15 protein-coding genes are annotated in these 16,971 nt (G+C 53.5%); 8 read left to right on the forward strand and 7 right to left on the reverse strand.

The annotated features are described in order from the left end of the window. Positions 1–110: 110 nt before the first annotated feature. The gene (locus tag ACN06F_RS05495; protein WP_120385484.1) at positions 111–593 is read left to right on the forward strand and encodes a hypothetical protein; all 483 of its coding nucleotides are present in this window, start codon (positions 111–113) and stop codon (positions 591–593) included. 379 nt (positions 594–972) lie between these two features. On the opposite strand, the gene ACN06F_RS05500 is transcribed toward ACN06F_RS05495, so the two are convergent. Beyond that, positions 973–1,758, reverse strand: a complete 786-nt coding sequence (locus ACN06F_RS05500) for a CLCA_X family protein (protein WP_433924816.1) — start codon at positions 1,756–1,758, stop codon at positions 973–975. Positions 1,759–1,916: 158 nt separating this feature from the next. Between ACN06F_RS05500 and ACN06F_RS05505 the strand changes: the two genes are divergently transcribed. Continuing rightward, positions 1,917–2,654, forward strand: a complete 738-nt coding sequence (locus tag ACN06F_RS05505; RefSeq protein ID WP_433924817.1) for a MauE/DoxX family redox-associated membrane protein — start codon at positions 1,917–1,919, stop codon at positions 2,652–2,654. Between the two features lie 108 nt (positions 2,655–2,762). Continuing rightward, positions 2,763–3,449 (forward strand): type 1 glutamine amidotransferase domain-containing protein, encoded by a 687-nt coding sequence (locus ACN06F_RS05510; RefSeq protein ID WP_433924818.1) that lies wholly within the window; start codon positions 2,763–2,765, stop codon positions 3,447–3,449. Positions 3,450–3,578: 129 nt separating this feature from the next. Here the strand turns inward: ACN06F_RS05510 and ACN06F_RS05515 are convergent, their stop codons facing one another. From ACN06F_RS05515 to ACN06F_RS05525, 3 genes are all read right to left on the reverse strand, one after another. Continuing rightward, positions 3,579–5,237: an alpha/beta hydrolase gene (locus ACN06F_RS05515; RefSeq protein WP_433924819.1), complete on the reverse strand. Its 1,659-nt coding sequence runs from the start codon at positions 5,235–5,237 to the stop codon at positions 3,579–3,581. Between the two features lie 116 nt (positions 5,238–5,353). After that, positions 5,354–6,151 (reverse strand): MipA/OmpV family protein, encoded by a 798-nt coding sequence (locus tag ACN06F_RS05520; RefSeq protein WP_038482627.1) that lies wholly within the window; start codon positions 6,149–6,151, stop codon positions 5,354–5,356. A 926-nt stretch (positions 6,152–7,077) separates the two neighbouring features. Next, positions 7,078–8,376: a M20/M25/M40 family metallo-hydrolase gene (locus tag ACN06F_RS05525; protein ID WP_038482630.1), complete on the reverse strand. Its 1,299-nt coding sequence runs from the start codon at positions 8,374–8,376 to the stop codon at positions 7,078–7,080. 157 nt (positions 8,377–8,533) lie between these two features. Between ACN06F_RS05525 and ACN06F_RS05530 the strand changes: the two genes are divergently transcribed. Further along, on the forward strand, positions 8,534–9,997 hold the full coding sequence (locus tag ACN06F_RS05530; protein WP_253487325.1) for a sodium-dependent transporter: 1,464 nt from the start codon (positions 8,534–8,536) through the stop codon (positions 9,995–9,997). On the opposite strand, the gene ACN06F_RS05535 is transcribed toward ACN06F_RS05530, so the two are convergent. Both ACN06F_RS05535 and ACN06F_RS05540 read right to left on the reverse strand, forming a co-directional pair. Further along, positions 9,959–11,305 (reverse strand): Y-family DNA polymerase, encoded by a 1,347-nt coding sequence (locus ACN06F_RS05535; RefSeq protein ID WP_120385479.1) that lies wholly within the window; start codon positions 11,303–11,305, stop codon positions 9,959–9,961. The genes ACN06F_RS05530 and ACN06F_RS05535 overlap by 39 nt on opposite strands. Continuing rightward, positions 11,302–11,727, reverse strand: coding sequence for a LexA family protein (locus tag ACN06F_RS05540; protein ID WP_038482639.1), 426 nt, complete (start codon positions 11,725–11,727; stop codon positions 11,302–11,304). Before ACN06F_RS05540 ends, ACN06F_RS05535 begins: the two co-directional genes overlap by 4 nt. A 464-nt stretch (positions 11,728–12,191) precedes the next feature. On the opposite strand from ACN06F_RS05540, the gene ACN06F_RS05545 reads away from it, so the two are divergent. Then, positions 12,192–13,070, forward strand: a complete 879-nt coding sequence (locus ACN06F_RS05545; protein WP_433924820.1) for an alpha/beta fold hydrolase — start codon at positions 12,192–12,194, stop codon at positions 13,068–13,070. A 34-nt stretch (positions 13,071–13,104) separates the two neighbouring features. After that, the gene (locus tag ACN06F_RS05550) at positions 13,105–14,145 is read left to right on the forward strand and encodes a patatin-like phospholipase family protein (RefSeq protein WP_038482645.1); all 1,041 of its coding nucleotides are present in this window, start codon (positions 13,105–13,107) and stop codon (positions 14,143–14,145) included. 9 nt (positions 14,146–14,154) lie between these two features. Here the strand turns inward: ACN06F_RS05550 and ACN06F_RS05555 are convergent, their stop codons facing one another. Further along, positions 14,155–14,721, reverse strand: coding sequence for a Smr/MutS family protein (locus ACN06F_RS05555; RefSeq protein WP_038482648.1), 567 nt, complete (start codon positions 14,719–14,721; stop codon positions 14,155–14,157). 170 nt (positions 14,722–14,891) lie between these two features. Here ACN06F_RS05555 and prmB point away from each other — a divergent pair, with 170 nt between their 5' ends. Together prmB and aroC are read left to right on the forward strand one after the other, a co-directional pair. Then, the gene (gene prmB / locus ACN06F_RS05560) at positions 14,892–15,851 is read left to right on the forward strand and encodes a 50S ribosomal protein L3 N(5)-glutamine methyltransferase (protein ID WP_038482651.1); all 960 of its coding nucleotides are present in this window, start codon (positions 14,892–14,894) and stop codon (positions 15,849–15,851) included. Between the two features lie 13 nt (positions 15,852–15,864). Then, on the forward strand, positions 15,865–16,956 hold the full coding sequence (aroC, locus tag ACN06F_RS05565; protein WP_433924821.1) for a chorismate synthase: 1,092 nt from the start codon (positions 15,865–15,867) through the stop codon (positions 16,954–16,956). Positions 16,957–16,971 lie beyond the last annotated feature (15 nt).

Genomic DNA, 16,971 nt, shown 5'->3' on the forward strand with positions numbered 1-16,971 from the left:
TTTTAATAAGGCCAATCACGGCGATAGGTAATAGCTTTTTCGTTTTGGCTTCATCTTTACTAAAAAGCTGTGCGTTTTGACAGTTTTAAACACTCAAAAAGGGAAGTCTCATGGATGCCGAACAGAAGGATACAACACAGTTTTTCTTAGATAGTTGGCTTGCAGAAGCAGTTCATCGGTGTAGCTCTTTTTTGCATAGCGCTAATAAGCCATTTTCATTTGATGATGATTTTCATCGGCGACGAATGTTTGAAGAACACTACGCTCTCACGGCTACTGTCATGGGTGTTCGCTTTGCAAAGCAGCTAGTCCATCACACTCCAAAAGAATTAAAGGAGAGCCTGGAATCATTTATTATCGCAACCCAAGATGCGGTTGATGTTCGTGACATGCGTGAACACTCAGATGAATATTTTTTAGGCAGGGGGCGTAAGAAAGAAGAGTTCTTCAAGGGTAGTGGGCAAGGCGTCCAATGTGACATGTCCTCGTCAGTTCAGAACGAAAATGGCTACATGCTTGGCAATCTGATAGCCATGGAGACGGTTCGAGATGAGTGTCAAGCTCTGCTCCAGTACATCCGCGACAATGCTTAACAAATCATTCCAGTTTGCTCCGGTCCTGACGGGGCTCCTCTGGACAGCTTTTTCTCCGCTTCGCCGCTTAAAAGACTATCGCTAAGTAATGGCGTTATACCACAGTTATCTAACGCACGTTCGTGTCAGTTACATGCTTTAGCAATCCACCCACCGCAGTTCCTCAATCACCCCGCACTTGGCGATGAGGTGGCCATAGTTAGCTGAGTATCACTTCCCTCTAAAAGGGAAATATGCCGCTGAAGCCTATCCCTGCGACGGCGACGATTACAACAACGATAACGACAATGGTGGTGGTAGATGGCATTTTTCTCTTCCTTTGAGAAATGAGTGTCATTGAAGCGTAGCCGTCATTGGCGTGTTTCGCACATCCCGCGTTTTATGAACGGCTCTCTTTGCTGAGTGCTTTCCCCAAACTGGCAAAATACGCGCTGAACAGCGCGTTGATGCGTTCGCGCTGTTCGCCTTGTGGGTACAGGCCGCGTTCTGCTTCGGGAGAGGTTTTGGTGCCTTTCACCAGGAAGTGGTTTTTGATACTGGCGTCTTGCACGAAGGCTTCAAAGGCTCGGGCGCATAGCTCTTCTGGCTTACTGTAATAGAGCTGGCCGTGAGCTTTGTCCATGGCGACGGAGTGGGTGAAAAGCGCGCTGGGCTGCTGGCCGTCGGGGTGAAGCAGAATAGCGTGGAAGCAGGCGAGTAGGCGCTGGTTGAGCGGGTGGTTAATCGGGGCTGCATCCGCTAGCCATGCTGCCGAAGCGAAGGTGCTAGTCGGCACATTGTCAAAACACTTCTGGGCAATGTAGTGATCGAAGGCGTGAAACCATTCGTGGGCAATGCTGCCAGGCCCCGCATTCTTAGCGAGCGAAAAGCTGCGCTGGCTGGGGTCGTAATGGGCAGAAACGCCGGGTCTACCACCGCTGCCGTACTGTAGGGCTAACGAGCCACGTAGCGAAATCAGCGCTTCATTGCCGTGCAGTATCAGCATTAAATCGCACAGCGCATCGTGGAAAAGCTCGGCGGCGCGGTCGCGCTCGGCGGTGGTCACCCAGCGGCCTATTTCAATTGAGCGAAAATCGAACTGGCGACGGATCAGCGCAAAGCTGCTGGCACGTTCCGGGCGGTGCATTGGCCCTTGGCGGTAAAACTCTCGTGCTTCAATGCTCACGGCGTGCTCGCTAACCTAAAAAAGAAGTTCACTGAGCTATCTTATCGAAGGTAGCGAGTCAGCGCCAAAGGCTGTTCGGCAAGACCGGCTAAGGTGTCTACCCTTATACCTAGGCAGCGAATGGTTGGCTGCACTGTGTTCCACATCAGGGAGGGAGTATGGCAACGGCACATGTTTATCGCATGAAAACGGATGCGCACCAGTGCCCCTTTGGTTTGAAAACTATTTCATTGCTGCAGCGTAAGGGCTACGAGGTGCATGACCACCCGTTAACATCCCGCGACGAAATCGATGCATTTAAAGCGAAAGAGCAGGTCGATACGACGCCGCAAACCTATATTGATGATAAGCGCATCGGTGGCTATGAAGAGGTGCGCGAGTATTTGGGCTTAAGCGTGCCGAGTGCTCAGGAAACGTCTTATCGGCCAGTGATCGCCATTTTTATCACGGCGCTGTTGATTGGTTTGGCGATTAGCTGGCTGGCCCATGGGGCGCTATTGACTGCGCGATTACCTGAATATGCAGTAGCTAGCGCCATGGTGTTGCTTGGGTTGCAGAAGCTTCAAGACGTGGAAAACTTTAGCACCATGTTTCTGAATTACGATCTGCTGGCCAAGCGCTATGTGCCCTATGGGTATGTTTACCCCTATGCGGAAACCTTTGCGGGTATCTTGATGCTGGCGGGGGCATTGATATGGCTGGCAGCACCGCTGGCACTGTTCATTGGTACGGTGGGTGCTGTGTCGGTGATTAAGGCGGTGTATATCGATAAGCGGGAGCTGAAATGTGCCTGTGCGGGCGGTAATAGCAATGTGCCGCTGGGCTTTATTTCGCTGACGGAAAACCTTGTCATGATCGCCATGGGGCTATGGATGCCGCTGAAGAGTCTGCTGTAACGCAAGTGAGTAGAAAAGGTCATGCGCCTTGCAACCCTGAAAACACGCCCCAAGGTAGAGTAAGTAACGCAAGACGCTATCGCACTCTTCACACTTAGGAGTCATTAGATGAGCAAGCGTATTTTGGTGGTGCTGACATCACATGATCAGTTAGGAGACACCGGCGAAAAAACTGGCTTTTGGTTAGAAGAGCTAGCAGCGCCGTACTATGTCTTTAAAGATGCAGGTGCAGACGTAACGCTGGCTTCGCCAAACGGTGGGCAGCCGCCACTTGACCCGAAAAGTGACGCAGACGATAGCCAAACCGATGAAACGCGACGCTTTAAGCAAGATAATGAAGCGAACGCGGCGCTAGCGGCAACGCATCGCCTAAACGATATGTACGCGGGTGACTTCGACGCAGTGTTTTATCCCGGCGGTCATGGCCCGCTGTGGGACCTAGTCAACGATCAAGATTCCATCAAACTGATCGAAAACTTTATTGCCCAGGGCAAACCAGTGGCATCGGTATGCCATGCGCCTATCGTGTTGATTAATGCAAAAAACAGCAGTGGTGAACCGCTGGTAAAAGGGCGCCAAGTCACAGGCTTTACTAACGGCGAAGAAGAGGCGGTCGGCCTGACGGATATCGTCCCGCACTTGGTGGAAGATGCGTTGCAACAGTGCGGCGGTATTTACAGCAAAGCAGACGACTTTACGGTTTACGTGCGTGAAGACGGCCAGCTAATTACTGGCCAAAATCCGCCTTCTTCTGCGGCTACCGCCGAAGCACTAATGGCATGGCTGGCTCGTTAAGTAGTTCTTTTTTAGCATCAGAAACTATGACGGCGGGCATAATGCCCGCCGTTTTTATGTGCAACTATGAAAAGCTATACGTCAATATGGGCGTGCGCAGTTAACAAGTAGGAGTGCATGCCTTTGTGTTTAGTGGCGTTGAGCAAAGCGCTCACGCAGGCGTTGGAGCGCTTGTTCATTCCAGCCGGGTGGTTCGGATAGTGCTACCCAGGCATCAATATAGTGTTTAGCTGCAATTTCATGCCCAAAGCCTGATGGAGCGCTGCTGGTGGCTAAGTCGGCTAGCAACTGCAGCATGGTCACGACTGGGTACCAGCGTAATTGCGGTGAAACATCGGGGGCACGCGGATCACGCATCCAATCGGGTTCGCGCCAGAAAGCTTCTGGTTCAAAAAAAGTAATGGGGTCGCTGCCGTATTGTAGATAAGCAATACGAAAATTTCCCCACTTGCCTGTGGCTTCATCCAACCCTTGGTATTGGTTCATGAAGCGGACCACGTTGCCATTATGGAACGTGGGTAGCCATGCAGGGCTACCTGGATCGCGGTCGGCGGTAACATTGCGCCATGTATCGCTGCGAAAGGGAGGGCCGGCCCACAGTGCGCCGTGGAAGGGGTCATTGATGATGTCGTATAAATCAAAGGAGAGATCTGAATTAAGTGCGCCTAAACTTAGCCCGAATAGGTATAGTTTGGGGCGTTGATCGCGGGGCATCGCAGACCAGTACTCGTAGATGGTAGTGAACAGTGCGCGAGCATTTTCGACGCCGTACTCCGCTTCGGAAATTAGCGATAGATGGCTGGGGAGGTAGGAGTATTGTGCTGCTACTGTTGCAATGTCACCTCGGTGAAGGTATTCCACGGGGTCTTGAGAGCCGGGATCTATCCAGCCGCGGCCGGTGGGCGTGGCTAGCACCAGCGTAGAGCGTTCAAAACCACCTACGCGAATCAGTTCTTCAAGGGCAAGTTGGGCTCGCTCAATAGGCGTGTCGGCAGCATTGAGGCCTACATAGACGCGGACCGGTTCTAGGGCTTGTTCGCCTAGAAACTCACTGATTTCAGCACCGGTTGGGCCATTAGTCACAAAACGCCTGCCTCGGCTACCTAGCGCTTCCCAGCTAATCAATGAATCGGCGCTACCTGGTTTCATAGGGTCGTCAGGTGGGTCGAGGTCATCCTGGAATATTTCATCCATTTCTTGATAGGAACGGTCAGCCACTTTCAATGCATAGGTAAAAAGTACGCCTTCAATGACCATCCAAAATAGTGCGAAAGAAGCGACCGTTCCCAATACATAGGCAGTGCGGCGGGGGAGTATATGGGCGAGTTTGTGAGAAAGCAGTTTGAAGGTGCGCTTGAACAGCAAACCAATAATACTCAGAAACGCGAAGATGCCCAGTGCAATGAGTGCAATAGAGAGCGGGCGAGTGCCTTCAGCAGGAGTCATGCCCATTAGCTCGCGAATACTGTCCTGCCACTCAGCAGCACGCCAAAGAAAAATAATTGAGATGCTTAAACAGACTAGCGCCGCTAGCCATTTCAGGTAGCGTTTTAATGTGGGATTTGGCTCTGGCAAGTGCAGGTAGCGCCAAAGCATATGACTAATCACGCCAAGGGCATAACCTGCTGTAAAGCTAAGCCCGGAAACAATCCCTTGGGCCACCAGCGGACGAGGAACTAAGCTTGGAGTTAACGAGAGGGCAAAAAATAACGTTGCTAGTACTAACCCTGTTCCCGAAAGGCGGTTAAGGCTTAAGACCTTCCCTAGTCGCTTGGCGCTATTATCCATTGCTTGCTCTCGAGTTATGAAACGATGCATTAAAGTCTTATATAATAAAGATAGTGTCAACTGCCAGTATCAATAACGACCGATTTTAAAAACCGCCGACTTTAGAAGTGATAGCTTTAAAAACGATAACTTAGCGATACTCCGGTGAGGGCTTGCCAGTTGCTGCCTAGCTCATTAACGATTGGGCTGTCGGCAGCACTGCCAGTTAGGTGGGTTGTGCCGACGAAGCCAGTGGCTGTCCATTCAGGCGTCAGGAAGTAGCTGAGGCTAGCATTCACCCCCATTCGCCAGTAACCGCCGTCTGGGGCATAGGCAGCCACGCCGCTACGTGCGCTGTCTTGCATTGATACGCCAAACAGCGACTCGGTCCATTTCTCGTTTGAATAGGTAACGCTGGGCGTTAGCGTGAAAAGTGTCCGTTCACTAACCGGCATACGCAAAGCAGCATTGGCTGAAAACTTTGCGCCTTCAACGTCGCCGCTTACCGGCGTGCTGCCTGCAACGCTATAACGCCAGAACCCTTGTTGATAGCTAACCCGCAAACCTAACGTGGCCCCGGCATCGACTTTTTCAAACTGGCTGATATCGCCCTTATTGTCTCGCCCAAAGGTGTAGCCAATGAACGGCGAAGCGGTCCAGTTACCGTTACGGACAGCGTGCCACTCAATACCGTTGCGCACGTTGATTGAGAGCTGATCGCCGTATGTCAGGTTAAGGACAGGCCACGCTCGTGTGTCATAGTCGTCGCTGCCTAGGTAGTCAGGTGAGTAGGTCACGCCTGCGCCGATACTGCCTTCCCAGCTGTCTCCCAATGCGGGAGCGGTTAATGCGATGCTAAAAGCAGCCGCTAACCAGGGGGTAAAACACTTATATTTAGAAGCGCTTTGAGTCGCGCGAGAAACGAAAGTCGTCACGGGGTGTCCTTTTAATTATTCAAACGTGCGTGATTGTATGTTTTTGATTCAAGCGACTGCAAGCTCTCTAGAGGCCTGTGTGGTTCATGAATTGAAACTATTTCTTGTTTCATAGCTTAGGTTAGATAATTCAACAGCTATAGGTCGCACTGTGTGCACATAGCGCAGGGATGGCGCTACAGGGAAGTGCAAGCAGGGAGTGCTTGTGGTGCACAAGGACGCATGAACAGGAGGTTCGTGAAGGAAGCTCAAGGAGGACCTGATAAAACCCCGGCCAGTGCGATGGTCGGGGTTTTTTTATGGGCAAACGGCACTGCTGACTAACAAGCGTGATGATAAAACAGTGCGCTGAGTTTGCTCATTGGTGTGGATACCGCCGTTTGGCAATTCATGCAGCGTAGTGTCGCGCTGTCTTTGCCGGTGCCCTCAAGGCGAAATCGTTTTAGGTACGACGTTGTCGAGGATTCCGCGTTGCCGCAATGACGGCAAATAATATCCACGCCGTATACAGTCGGGCTGATCATAATATGTCTCACGCTGACCTCCTACCGCAAGGGAGTTAATGGGCTCAGTCGTGGTAACGTCCGTGTAGAAATGCATCCGTGACGATGCTTAAAAAGTATAAACAGCAAACGGCTAGTTCGCCATTTATGTAAGCAGCTATCTATTTATGAGCGGGTAGTAAAAAATTCATGTTTTGATATCCCAGGTTAATGTTTTTGACATATATGAGGTTCAAGGTGAGTAACAACACAGGGAAAGGTGTTAGGGATAACGACCAAGCAGGAAAGCTTGTTAAACCATGGATGCATGGACAGGATGTTCGTGAAGAAGGATTACGGAGGAAATACCACTACCCCGGCCAGGAATGGCCGGGGTTTTTTTATGCGAGTGCCTAACTACACTCGTTCTTCAGTAGCTCTTTGCTACTTTTTCGCTTTTTTGGGCTTTGAGGCTTTTTTATCTTCATCATTATCAGACTTGTCACTGTCAGGCTTGTCGCTACCCTGATGGCTAAGCGGGCTGGCTTGGTCAAGCCGTGGGTGGTTGTCCAGGAATTCCCGCTGAAGATCGGGTAGGGCATCCAGTGCTTTTAAGGTGTGGGTCAGCGCGTGAATTGCTGCGAGTACATCCTGGGTGTTGCCGGTTTCGGAAATAGTGTGCATGTTGCGGATCGGGAAGCCGATTGAGGTAGCTGCGCTATCAATAGAGGCCAGCACGCCTGCCATGCCGTCAGTACCCGTATCCACGCCCACGATGTCACGCTGCAGGGGGATATCCTGCTCTTTGGCGGCGCTGGCGATAATGCGGTTGAGCTGTTCGCTGGCAATAGAACCTACCGCCATGGTGAAGCCTTTGCCCATCTCTAGCGGCTGCATGCGTTTGTCGCCAATACCAGGAGCAGCTACGTAGTCGTGGTTAACGTCTACGCCAATCAGCGCGTCTGGCTTTAGTTCGCCAGCCAATACGCGGCTGCCAAAACGGCCAATTTCTTCGTAGCTGGCAATGGCAAACAGCACGCGTACGTTTTCGGTGCCGCCAGCTTCTGCGATTAACTTTGCCACTTCTGCGGTAACAAAGCAGCCCAGGCCATTATCCAGGTAAGCGCCGTAGAAGGTGTTCGGGCTAAAACCAGGGCGAATGGGGCGGTCGAAAATAATCGAATCACCCGGGCGAACGCCTAAATTCAGCACTTGCTGCTTTTTATTTTCGCCATGGATTTGCAGGTCCAGGTAGATCTGCTCTTTTTTGATACCTTTGCTGCCATCGCGCTGTGCAGGATCAGAAAAGTGAATAGCGCCCAGGGCTTCTACTGTACCGCCTTGGATGCAGCGGTAGCTGCCGGGGGCGTCAGGATCCTCGCTGAATAGCTTCACTTCGTGGCCGATAAGTACGGTAGGCAAGAAGGAGTCAGTGTTGATCCAGATCTTGCCGTCTTCGCCAATCGAGCGAACCTGCATGCGGATTTTGTCTGCATGGCCGATGATCATCACTTTGAACATGTCATCGCGGCCAGGATGGGTATCCAGTACCACGCCAGCATTGCCTTTAAACTGATGCAGATGCCAGCCGCTGGGCGCGAAGCTTTCGAAGTAAGGCTTCAGTACGCCGTAGGTCATGGCGCCTTCCAGGCCTACTGGGCTAGGGGCGGCAAGAATGTCGCGCATGATGTTGAATTGCGCGTCGGGCATGGGTTGCGTCCAGGGTTTGGCGCTGTCGCTCATATTAAGCTCTCTCCATTGGGGGGTGTTTATCACTAACTAGTCTGCCAGATTCTTGCTTCAGATGCGCATGGCTGGTTCGCCTAGTGAGACAAGAGTTTTGGGCTTTGGTTATAAAATCCTCTAGGATAGGCGCTTTTTTCTGACAAGGTGGAAGGTCATGGCGTCTTCTGGGCAACCTCGCACTCAGTGGCTGGGCCGCTGGGGCTTTATGCTGGCAGCCACCGGTTCGGCGGTGGGGCTGGGCAATATTTGGAAATTTCCCTACATCACCGGGGAGTATGGTGGTGGAGCCTTTGTGCTGGTGTATCTGGCGTGCATTTTAGCCGTCGGCGTACCGGTGATGATGACCGAGATTGCCTTTGGTCGCCGTGGGCGCGGCAGCCCGATTGATGCGATACGGCGCGTCGTCAATGAGTCTGGCCGCTCCTCTGCCTGGTCGTTGATTGGTTGGATGGCCATGCTCTGCGGCTTTATGATTCTGTCGTTTTATGTCGTGGTAGCTGGCTGGTCGTTCTCCTATTTATGGAAAATGCTCACCGGCGGCCTCGCGGGCAGTAGCGTTGATGATATGGCGGCGGTCTTTGGGGCCAATAATGCCAACCCGTTCATTCTGGGCGGTTGGAGCACCCTGGTGGCAGTGCTGACCATGGTGATTGTGGGCAAAGGCGTTCAGGAAGGTATTGAGAAAAATGTCAGTTGGATGATGCCCGGGCTGGTGCTCATGCTCATTCTACTGATTATTTTCGGGGTGTTTTCCGGTGGGTTTGGTGAGGCTGTGAGCTTCTTGTTCTCGTTTAACGCGGGAAGCCTCTCTAGTGAAGGCATGCTGGCGGCGTTGGGCCACGCCTTTTTCACGTTGTCGTTGGCATCCGGTGCAATTCTTACCTACGGTAGCTACTTGCCCAAAGGTGCGTCAATTGGGCGTACCACGGTAAGCGTGGCCATTGCCGATACCGTGGTTGCGTTAATGGCGGGGTTGGCGATCTTCCCGGTCATTTTTGCTAACGGTATGAATCCTGGTGAAGGGCCGGGGCTTATCTTTATGAGCTTGCCGCTGGCCTTCCAGGCGATGCCAATGGGCACGCTATTTGGCATTCTGTTCTTCTTGATGCTCTCGATGGCGGCGCTGACCTCGTCTATTTCGATGGTGGAAGCCACGGTGTCGTGGTTATGCGATAACAAAGGCATGACCCGTAAGTCTGCCTCTTGGGCGACGGGCATCGTGCTATGGCTGGTCAGCACGCTGGCGATGCTGTCGTTTAACCTGGGCGCTGACTGGACCCTGGCGGGTAAAAACTTCTTTGACTGGCTGGATTATTTGACCTCGCGCTGGATGATGCCGCTGGGTGGATTGGGTACGGTCGTGTTGGCGGGGTTTGTGCTGAAAAGTGAGACATTCCGCGATGAGCTGGGCCTTGCACCGTTGCCTTATGCGCTATGGCTGACCATGGTGCGTTACGTTAGTCCGTTGGGTATTTTGGTTATCTTTGCTGATGCCTTGGGGCTTTACCAAGTTTCGTTCGCGGTGCATTGGCCGTGGCTGCTAGCGGTTTTGGTGGTCATGGTTGCAGTGGGGGAGACCCTAAGCCCTCGGCTGCGCCAAGCGCTGCGCTCGCGCTAGCCGCTGTTGTTCACGCTTCACCCTGGCAGCTGCAATGGCGCCAGGGTGAGTGCCTGCCTCCATGAGTTCGTCCCAGCAGGTGGTGTAACGGTTAGAGCGGTGCGCACAGCGCAACTGCCACGGTGCTTCCGCCTCTGTCATTCCAAAGCGAATCGTGCCTTGCCCCATGCGCTGATTAATAGCGTCAACGGCGTTCATCAAGTGCGGGTGCGCTTTATGTGAAGGCTGCAACAGCGAAAGCTGATACTGCTGTGCATCGACTAAGTCCAATAGCATGACACCGGCCTTCATAAACTGAAAACCCGGCCGATACATCTGTTCCAACCCTTCGCGGACGGCTTCTAAAATGATGCGGGTATCGTCACTTGGCGAGGCTAGGGGAATCATCGCGCTAGGTGAATGCTGAGGCTGGTCTTTACGATGGCGGTTGGTGTTTAGAAATAGCAATACGGCGCGAGTAAGGCTTTTCTGCTGGCGCAATTTTTCGGCACTGCGCTGAGCATGGCGGCGCAGCGCTGCGTGCAATTCCGCTTTTACGCCGGTTGCTTGGCCAAAAGAGCGTGACGTCATAATACGCTGACGCGGCTCTTCTAATGCGTTCATTTCCAAGCATGAGGTGCCACGTAGCTCTAGCGCTGTACGCGCAAGCACCACTGAAAATCGTTTGCGAAGTTGCTTTGGATCGCACTCCCGCAACTGCCACGCCGTGCGAATACCACTCACCGCAAGCCGTTCTGCTAGGCGTCTGCCGACGCCCCATACGTCATTCACCGGCAGCTGTTTAAGCAGCGCCGTAGTGGTCGGGCTGTTGGCAGTGAGTAGGCAGACGCCTTGGTAGTGAGACTGCTGTTTGGCAACGTGATTAGCGAGCTTGGCTAGCGTATGGGTAGGTGCCAGCCCTACGCATACAGGTAGCCCTAAATAGCGGCGAACACGGCGGCGCACAACTTCCCCGAGTGTTTGGCATTGAGTGTCGCTGAAGCCATCCAGGTAGATAAACATTTCATCAATAGAGTAAGGCGCGACGTCTGGACAGGCATCCCGCAGTAGCTGGGCGAGTCGTGCGGACATGTCACCATACAGCTCGTAGTTAGATGACAATAAGTGAATCTCTCCCCGTCGGCGCAAACCTTCCAGTTGGAAAGCGGGAGTGCCCATGGGGATTTCCAATGCTTTCATTTCGGCCGAACGGGCGATCACACAGCCATCGTTATTCGACATCACGCCAACGGGCTTGCCTTCAAGCGCAGGATTAAACACCCGCTCGCATGACACGTAGAAGTTGTTGGCATCAACAAGGCCAATCATGGCAAATACTCATGCACCACGGCGCGTACCACACCCCATAGCTGGCAGTTTGTCTCTTCTAACGGTAGCGGTGGATAGTGAGGATGAGCCGAGCAGAGGTGTGGCGTGCCTTGATAGAGTGCATAACGCTTTATCAGTACTTCCTCTTCAAACATGGCGACCAGGATATGCCCTAAACGGGGCGGTATGCTGCGATCTACCACCAGCAAATCACCTTCGAATATCCCCCAGCCTTCCATGCTGTCGCCCGCGGCGGTGAGGTAAAACGTGTGGTTGGGGTGTTTAATCAGTCGCTCATTGAGATCTAGCGTACGTGGTTCGTAATCTTGAGCAGGTGAAGGGAAGCCGCTAAACCCAGCGCGGCCGTATAACGTTGGAAATGGCAACGGCTGAGAGGTTAACGGCAGGGCTGTCGCAACCATCGTTGTCGGAAATGTACTCGTTGTAAACGTACTTGTTGCAAACGTGGTTGTTTTTAAAGCGGCGGAGTGGGACGGCATCGTCGGCATCCTCATGAATAAATAGTGTGTTTATATACAGTATTTGTAAGCAGTATTTATTCATGGGGAGAAAATTGCAAGCGACGCTCAACGCTGGGGGCCTGGGGGCTATTGGCTCAGCGAGCAAGCCACAGGCCAACCACCAACGCACTTATCACGGTAATCAAGAACACAAGGTTGCGAGCACGGGTGTCACGACGTGGTTTCATGGTCATTTTCCTGTTGGTCATCATCGTTAAGAGCATTTCGCAGTAGTCGCAGCACGCAAGCGTTATCCGCATAAAGCGGCAGATGCGCTGCGCTTAGCATGGTAACGTTTACGCCCTAGAGCGTCATCTGACGTATATGACATTGCTTGGTTATCCGGCTTTTAAGAGATCCTGCTTATGAATGAATCGACCCACGTCGGTACCGCTGCGCAGCCGCTTTCCCTGGCGAATGGTCGGCTGGCGGCGCTTAGCTGGGGGCGTAGCACTGCGCCTACTTGGGTGGCGCTGCATGGTTGGCTAGACAACGCGGCGAGCTTCAGTCGGCTGGCGCCGCTATTGGTGAAAGCACTGGATATTCGCATTGTGGCGATCGACTTCCGTGGTCACGGCCACTCAGCTCATGCGCCTGCAGGAAACGACTATGCACTATGGGACTATACCCACGACGTGCTGGATACCATGGAATCATTAGAGATCGAAAAGGCGACGCTACTTGCTCACTCGATGGGGGCAGCCGTAGCTTGTCTAGTATCGGCAGCGCTGCCTGAGCGGGTAGATAAGCTAATTCTGTTAGATGGCTTAGGAGCGCTAAACACACCTGCCGAAGAGACTGCCAGCCAACTACGCAAAGGGCTAGTGGCCTATAGGCGGCCGCTTTCCCGTCCTCCTCGTTATCCCGATGTTGAGAGTGCAGTTGCCGCGCGGGTAGCCGGAGGTGTCACGCCGCTGGACAGCATCACCGCCACGCCACTTGTCGAGCGCAACACCCAGGCCACTGCCGATGGGCATGTGCAAATGCGTACTGATAGCCGTTTGTTAAAGCCTTCTTTGGTGCGCTTTACGCCCCAGCAAGTGTTGGCGCTACTGGCGGAGATTCAAGCCCCAGTGCTATTGATAGAAGGGGAGCGGGGTATTTTAGGCGAGCGGGACTGGGCAGAAAAAGCGCGCCAAGCAGTACCACAGTTAACGCGCCATGTACTAGCGGGTGGCCATCATCTGCACCTTGAACCCCAGGCGGTTCATCACGTGGCCAGCACAATCAGTCATCAAGCGTAGCGGGTACCTGATTGCTCACGTTAGGAAGATGACGATGAAAAAAGTAGCGCATGTTGTTAAAACACCTGTGGCAAGCAGCTGCTTGAATGGCGGTAATAAGGTTGCACTGGTATTGGGGAGTGGGGGAGCTAGGGGGTATGCCCATATCGGTGTTATTGAAGCATTGGAAGCACGCGGCTTCGAGATAATTTCGATTGCGGGTTGCTCTATGGGCGCGCTAATTGCTGGTATTTATGCCGCTGGAAAGCTGCCTGAATACCGGGAGTGGGTGTGTAACCTGGATTATTTAGATGTGCTCAAGCTGGTCGATGTGACCTGGAGTCCGATGGGCGCCATGCGAGCGAATAAAGTCATGAGCAAACTTGAAGAGCTGGTCGGCGATATGCTGATCGAAGACCTGCCTATTCCGGTGACGACCGTCGCGACGGATCTGATTCGCCAGCGTGAGGTATGGTTTCAAAATGGCCCTTTACTCCAGGCAATCCGTGCCTCTATTGCCGTGCCGGGTGTCATTACCCCAGTACATGTGGGTGGCCAGGTACTCGTTGATGGCGGCTTGCTGAATCCACTGCCGATGATGCCGATATTAGCCGCCCACGAAGCGGATTTTGTCGTGGCGGTTAACGTGACGGCGCACAGCCCACAACCGGTCACCTTAGAGGAGCTGTTACCCAGCGAAGATACAAGCGACAGCCGTACCGCGTTAGAGCGCGACCGCGATGCCAATATTGGCGGTTGGATGGATGATGTGCGTGCTACCACGCGCCGCCTGTGGGATGGGCTGGGGGGCAGCAATGGTGAAGAGAGCGATGTTGATGAAACCGTTGACCTGCGTGGTCGGCGTGAGTGGGGTAAGCTCGATATGATTTTAGAGTCGTTTGATATCACCCAGGCGGCGCTCGCGAAGTATAAAATCGCAGGCTATCCGCCGGATGTATTGATCGAAATTCCCAAAACTGTTTGCAGCACTTACGAGTTTCACCGGGCCAACGAATTAATTCGGCTGGGTCGGCATCTTGCTGATGAAGCGTTAGAGCGCCGCATGCCTAGCATTGCTTCGGATGCGACCGAGTGACATAGCCGCCTACTGCCCGCGCTTGCGCAGCAGAATATACACCGCGCCTGTACCGCCATCGATATCGGTGGCGGAACAGAACGCCAAGACGCCGGGCCACTCTCTTAACCACGCATTGGTATGGCTTTTAAGCACCGGAAAGTCTGAGGTAGTGCCCCAGGCCTTACCATGCACGACTAGAACACAGCGCATGCCTTGTGCAGCGGCGTCGCGCAAAAAACTTTCAAGCTCAATCCTCGCTTCTTCTAGGGTATAGCCGTGTAAATCTAGCCCCGCTTGCCAAGCGGTTTGGCCACGCTTTAACTGGCTTAAGGTGCGCCAGGGCAGGTCGGGCACGCTGAATTCCAGATACTCTGAGGGGCGTACCGCCTCTACTCGACCGTCGGACGTGCGACCGCTAGTTTGCAGCGTGTTGCTCTCTACCGCCGCTTGTCGACGTGCTTGCTGGGCAGCTTCGTCGTTGCGCTTAGGCTTGCCGGGATCAGCTTGATTACTGGCAATACGGCGCACGCCTGCTGCCTGCAGCGCTTGGCGAAAGGCACTGATATCGTCATCGTTGGGCAGGTGTCGCGTCATGGTCGGCTCAAATAGAGAAATGAAGTGTTAACAAATAAGCATAATTGAGAAGAGCACAGTATAGCGAGCTTGTCGTTGCTGTGAACCGTTCACTGTGAACCACGCGCTGTGAACCAGACGGCGTCAAAGGTACAATCCTTCCATGAACTTTTTACACGCCAGGAGTCGCTGTGACCACGCATCTCAATGATGAGACCTCCCACTCAATGCTTTCGTTGCCGGAATCGGCATTGGTGAGCGAGCTTTTTACACTGCGCGATTACTTACGCTGGGTGTCCAGCGAGTTTTATCTGGCGGGGCTGCACTATGGGCATGGCACGGAATCGCCCTGGGACGAAGCCGTTGCGCTTTGCTTAGGCGCACTGCACCTACCGTGGAATGTCGACCCAGCTGTGCTGGATGCCCGCTTGCTGCCAATAGAGCGCGAACGCATCATTCGCTTGGCGCGAGAGCGGGTGACAACTCGCCGCCCGCTGCCTTACTTACTGGGCGAAGCTTTTTTTGCAGGATTCCCGTTCAGCGTTGACGAACGCGTGTTAATTCCGCGCTCGCCCATTGCCGAGCTGATTGAAGACGGCTTTGCTGCATGGTTCCCGGAAGAGCCGCCTGCCCGAGTATTAGACTTATGTACCGGTTCTGGCTGCATCGGCATTGCCACTGCATTGGTGTTGCCTACCTGCGAGGTGGCGTTGGCGGATATTAGCCAGGATGCCTTGGCGGTTGCTCGTCAAAACATTACGCGTCACGACGTTGGTGATCGCGTGCGGGCTGTCGAATCCGATGTGTTTGATGGCCTGGAAGGGCAGCGTTTTGACCTGATCGTATCTAACCCACCTTATGTTGATGCGCGTGATCTGGCCACCATGCCTGCCGAGTTCCGCCATGAACCTGCCCTGGCGTTAGGCGCTGGTAACGACGGGTTGGATATCGTGCGACGCATTCTGCGAGAGGCACGCCAGCACTTAACCGACGGAGGCTGGCTGATTGTTGAAGTTGGTAATTCCGACCGCCATGTGGAGGCTGCTTTCCCTGAAGTACCCTTTATTTGGCTTGAATTCGAGCGTGGCGGCCAGGGTGTGTTTGCCTTGAGCGCCGCTGAACTCGACGCCCATGCGGCGTCTTTTGCGTGAGGAACTAACGCCCATGTCTGGCAATACCTTTGGCAAGCTATTTACCGTTACCACGTTTGGTGAGAGCCACGGCCCTGCTTTAGGCGCTATTGTTGACGGCTGTCCGCCGGGCATACCGATCAGTGAAGCAGACTTGCAGCTTGATCTAGATCGCCGCCGTCCAGGTAGCTCTCGACACACCACACAGCGCAAAGAGCCGGATCAGGTGCGGATTCTTTCAGGCGTGTTTGAAGGCAAAACCACGGGGACGTCGATTGGTTTATTGATCGAGAACACCGACCAGCGCTCCAAAGACTACTCTAAAATCAAAGATCAATTCCGTCCTGCCCACGCTGACTACACTTACCATCATAAGTATGGCCATCGCGATTACCGGGGCGGCGGTCGTTCTAGCGCGCGAGAAACAGCCATGCGTGTTGCTGCTGGCGCTATTGCCAAGCAGGTACTGGCCGCGCAAGGGATTCAGATTCGCGGTTATATGAGCCAGTTGGGGCCCATTAAAATCGAATTCAAAACCTGGGACGCGGTAGGCGAAAATGCCTTTTTCTGCCCTGACCCGGACAAAGTGGCCGAACTTGAAGCCTATATGGATCAGCTGCGTCGGGATCAGGATTCCGTAGGCGCTGAAATTACCGTGATTGCCGACGGTGTGCCGGTCGGGTTAGGCGAGCCAGTCTTCGACCGTTTAGATGCTGATCTGGCGCATGGTTTGATGAGCATCAATGCGGTAAAAGGGATAGAAATCGGGGCCGGATTTGGTTGCATTGCTCAGTGTGGCAGCGAGCACCGCGACGAGATGACGCCTGAAGGGTTTCTATCTAATCACGCGGGCGGGGTGTTGGGCGGAATCTCCAGTGGCCAACCGATCGTCGCGCGATTAGCGTTGAAGCCAACGTCAAGTATTACCACGCCTGGGCGATCAATTGATATACATGGTCAGCCAGTTGAGGTAATAACGAAAGGCCGCCACGATCCCTGTGTCGGTATTCGCGCGACGCCTATCGCCGAGGCGATGATGGCAATAACGCTGCTAGACCATTGGCTACGTCATCGTGGACAAAATGGAGATGTTAGCGTTGACACGCCACGTTTAGAACAACAATAACAGCACGGTGCGCTT

The organism is Vreelandella sp. 21 (genome assembly GCF_050995515.1).
Taxonomy (GTDB): domain Bacteria; phylum Pseudomonadota; class Gammaproteobacteria; order Pseudomonadales; family Halomonadaceae; genus Vreelandella; species Vreelandella alkaliphila.

Bases quoted from the DNA above. Each gene is read 5' to 3' on its own strand.
- ACN06F_RS05495 (WP_120385484.1), top strand. From the start codon at position 111: ATGGATGCCGAACAGAAGGATACAACACAGTTTTTCTTAGATAGTTGG.
- ACN06F_RS05505 (WP_433924817.1), top strand. From the start codon at position 1,917: ATGGCAACGGCACATGTTTATCGCATGAAAACGGATGCGCACCAGTGC.
- ACN06F_RS05510 (WP_433924818.1), top strand. From the start codon at position 2,763: ATGAGCAAGCGTATTTTGGTGGTGCTGACATCACATGATCAGTTAGGA.
- ACN06F_RS05515 (WP_433924819.1), bottom strand. From the start codon at position 5,237: ATGGATAATAGCGCCAAGCGACTAGGGAAGGTCTTAAGCCTTAACCGC.
- ACN06F_RS05525 (WP_038482630.1), bottom strand. From the start codon at position 8,376: ATGAGCGACAGCGCCAAACCCTGGACGCAACCCATGCCCGACGCGCAA.
- ACN06F_RS05530 (WP_253487325.1), top strand. From the start codon at position 8,534: ATGGCGTCTTCTGGGCAACCTCGCACTCAGTGGCTGGGCCGCTGGGGC.
- ACN06F_RS05535 (WP_120385479.1), bottom strand. From the start codon at position 11,305: ATGATTGGCCTTGTTGATGCCAACAACTTCTACGTGTCATGCGAGCGG.
- ACN06F_RS05540 (WP_038482639.1), bottom strand. From the start codon at position 11,727: ATGGTTGCGACAGCCCTGCCGTTAACCTCTCAGCCGTTGCCATTTCCA.
- ACN06F_RS05545 (WP_433924820.1), top strand. From the start codon at position 12,192: ATGAATGAATCGACCCACGTCGGTACCGCTGCGCAGCCGCTTTCCCTG.
- ACN06F_RS05550 (WP_038482645.1), top strand. From the start codon at position 13,105: ATGAAAAAAGTAGCGCATGTTGTTAAAACACCTGTGGCAAGCAGCTGC.
- ACN06F_RS05555 (WP_038482648.1), bottom strand. From the start codon at position 14,721: ATGACGCGACACCTGCCCAACGATGACGATATCAGTGCCTTTCGCCAA.
- aroC (WP_433924821.1), top strand. From the start codon at position 15,865: ATGTCTGGCAATACCTTTGGCAAGCTATTTACCGTTACCACGTTTGGT.